The following is a 3473-nucleotide window of genomic DNA, read 5'->3' as shown; positions in this document are numbered from 1 at the left end:
GCGGAGCCCGGCGGTGCCGAGCCGGCCTCGGCTCATGGGGGCCGGCATCGGCGTCGGTGGCTCGGTCGACGGATGGCCGCCGGGCCGGGGCATGGCCGCGTAGCGGCGGTGGATTTGTCCGTCACCGCGGTGAGCAGCCACCGCGGTCAGCCCGCCGCGCCGAGCTGGCCGCAGTCCTTCGGAAGGGCACCGGTGGCCGGCCCGTGGCCCGGTGGGCAGCTCGGCGGGGCTGGGACCATGGCTGCGGTGGCAGCCATAAGTCCTTCCGCCGCAGCGGTGAGGAACCACGGCGGTGGAGCCCGGCGGTGCCGAGTCAGCGGCTGCCTAGGGACCGGGGCGGTCGCCCCGGGACCGGGGCCCGGTGGGCTCGGTTGTCAGCCCCCTGCACCACAATGGGGGAACCGTGCGGGACGCAGAACGGTGGAGGCTATGGCGGTTTGGGATGACCTGGTCGGTCAGGAGCGCGTGACGGCGCAGCTCGCGGCGGCCGCGCGTGACGCCGACGCGATCGTCACCGCGGAGGCCGAACTGGAGGCGGCGGGCGGCGCCCCGGGCGAGCCCCCCGAGCCCACCGCCTCCAAGATGACGCACGCCTGGCTGTTCACCGGCCCCCCCGGCTCCGGCCGCTCCACCGCCGCCCGCGCCTTCGCCGCCGCGCTGCAGTGCGTCAGCCCCGACCGCGCGCTCGGTGGCGCCCCGGGCTGCGGGTTCTGCGACGGCTGCCACACCGCGCTCGTCGGCACGCACGCCGACGTGGAGGTGGTCAGGACGGACGTCCTGTCCATCGGCGTCAAGGAGACCCGCGAGCTCGTACGCCGCGCCCAGCTTTCCCCCGCCAACGGCCGCTGGCAGGTGATCGTCCTGGAGGACTCCGACCGCCTCACCGAGGGCGCGGGAAACGTGCTGCTCAAGGCGGTCGAGGAGCCGGCTCCCCGTACGGTGTGGCTGCTGTGCGCGCCGTCCGTCGAGGACGTACTGCCGACGATCCGCTCGCGCTGCCGCCACCTGACGCTGCGTACGCCGCCGGTCGACGCCGTCGTGGACGTGCTGGTGCGGCGCGACGGGATCGCGCCCGATCTCGCCGCGTCCGCCGCCCGCGCGACCCAGGGACACATCGACCGGGCCCGGAGGCTGGCCACCGATGAGCGTGCGCGCGAGCGCCGCGCCACCGTGCTGAAGCTGCCGCTCCGGATCGATGACGTGGGCGGCTGTCTGAAGGCTGCGCAGGAGCTCGTCGACGCGGCGGCGGAGGACGCCAAGCAGGTGGCGGAGGAGGTCGACGCGAAGGAGACCGAGGAGCTGCGCGCGGCCCTCGGCGCCGCGGCCGGCACCGGCGGCCGCCTGCCGCGCGGCATGGCCGGCGTGATGAAGGACCTCCAGGACCGCCAGAAGCGGCGCGCCACCCGCACCCAGCGCGACACCCTGGATCTCGCCCTCACCGACCTCACCGGCTTCTACCGCGACGTCCTCGCCCTCCAGTTGGGCTCCTCGGTGGCGATCGCCAACACCGAGGTCCAGGACGCCCTGCGGCGCGTCGCGGAGAACTCCACCTCCGAGCGGACCCTGCGCCGGATCGAGGCGATCCGCGCCTGCCGCGAGGCGCTCGACGCCAACGTCGCCCCGCTCCTCGCCGTCGAGGCGATGACGATGGCCCTCCGCGCGGGCTGAACCCCAGGGCGTACCACCGCTCCGTACCGGCCCGGCAGGCTCCCCGCACCGGCCCGGTGGGCCCTCCGTATCACCGCTCCGTGCAAGCCCGGCGGGCCCTCCGATCCGCCCGCGCTGCACCCGCCCGAACCCGACCCGAGCAGGCCGTACTCCCGACGTAAAGGGACACTCTCACCCGTACGAGGACGGCGCGCCGCGCATGGAGCGTGTTCGGACGGATACTCTCCGAAACATCCGACATGGCGCGCACCGCCGCTGTGTCACGCAGCACGGACCCAGGGGAACGCGCCATGGACACCACTCGTCTGCTCCGCACCACCGGAATCGTTCTCGCGGTCGCGGGCGTGCTCATGTCCGGCTGCTCCTCCGGGAGTTCGTCCCCGAGCGCTTCCGCCTCGCCGCACACCAGCAAGGACAGGGCCGCGCAGGCCCGGACGCAGGAGGCGGCGCTCCAGCCCCTCCAGCCGCTGCCCGAAGCCGTACCGGAGGGCCTCCGTCCGTACTACGACCAGAAGCCGAGCTGGCGCCCGTGCGGCGTCGAGGGCTTCGAGTGCTCGTCGATCGAGGTCCCGCTGGACTACGAGAAGCCCGGCGGCGACAACGTGAAACTCGCCGTCTCGCGTAAGAAGGCGATCGGCCCGGGCAAGCGGCTCGGCTCGCTGCTGGTCAACCCTGGCGGACCCGGCGGTTCCGCGATCGGCTACCTGCAGAGCTACGCCGGAATCGGCTACCCGGAGGCGGTCCGCGCGCGCTACGACATCGCGGCCGTCGACCCGCGGGGCGTGGCCCGCAGCGAGCCCGTCACCTGCCTGTCCGACTCGCAGATGGACGCGTACACACAGGTCGACCAGACCCCGGACGACCAGAAGGAGACCGACGAACTGGTCACCGCCTTCAAGGAGTTCGCGACCGGGTGCGAGGAGCGGTCCGGCAAGGTGCTCGGCCATGTCTCGACGATCGAAGCGGCCCGCGACATGGACGTGGCGCGGGCGGTGCTGGGGGACGAGAAGCTGAACTACGTGGGCGCCTCGTACGGCACGTTCCTCGGCGCCACGTACGCCGGGCTCTACCCGCGCCGGGCCGGGCGGCTCGTTCTGGACGGTGCGATGGACCCCTCCCTTCCGGCTCTGACCATGAACCGCGACCAGACCGCGGGCTTCGAGACGGCCTTCACGGCCTTCGCCGAGGACTGCGTACGGCGCGAGGACTGCCCGCTCGGACGCGGCAGCGCGCGCGACGCGGGCCGGCGCCTGGGGGACTTCTTCAAGAAGCTGGACGCGGACCCGGTGCGGACGGGCGAGAGCCGGAAGCTGGGCGAGTCGCTGGCCACGACGGCGGTGATCTCGGCGATGTACGACGAGGGCGCCTGGGGCGAGCTGCGCGGCGCCCTCCAGTCGGCGATGGACGGTGACGGCGCGGGCCTGCTGAAACTGGCCGACATCTACTACCAGCGCGAGCCGGACGGCTCGTACGCGAACCTGATGTTCGCCAACCCGGCCGTCAACTGCCTCGACCTGCCCCCGGCCTTCAACGGCCCCGAGGACGTGCGCAAGGCGCTGCCGTCCTTCCGCAAGGCCTCCCCCGTCTTCGGTACGGGCCTGGCCTGGGCCGCGCTGAACTGCACGTACTGGCCGATCAAGCCCACCGGCAAGCCGAACCGCATCGAGGCGAAGGGCGCGGCCCCGATCGTCGTGGTCGGCACCACGCGCGACCCGGCGACCCCGTACCGCTGGGCCGAGGCCCTCGGCAAGCAGCTCTCCTCCGGCATCCTCCTGACGTACGAGGGCGACGGCCACACCGCGTAC

The 3473-nt window shown here is 73.5% G+C and carries 2 protein-coding genes; both read left to right on the top strand.

Features of this window, described 5'->3' with window-relative positions:
* Positions 1 to 429: 429 nt before the first annotated feature.
* The gene (locus AOK16_RS23000; RefSeq protein WP_055474062.1) at positions 430 to 1668 is read left to right on the top strand and encodes a DNA polymerase III subunit delta'; all 1239 of its coding nucleotides are present in this window, start codon (positions 430 to 432) and stop codon (positions 1666 to 1668) included.
* A 290-nt stretch (positions 1669 to 1958) separates the two neighbouring features.
* Positions 1959 to 3473 (top strand): alpha/beta hydrolase (locus AOK16_RS22995; RefSeq protein ID WP_055474061.1); only part of this gene is annotated, 1515 nt, incomplete at its 3' end.

The organism is Streptomyces pathocidini (assembly GCF_001418495.1).
GTDB lineage: Bacteria > Actinomycetota > Actinomycetes > Streptomycetales > Streptomycetaceae > Streptomyces > Streptomyces pathocidini.
The sequence above is the reverse complement of the archived record's forward strand: the minus strand, read 5'-3'. Positions and strand labels throughout refer to the sequence as shown.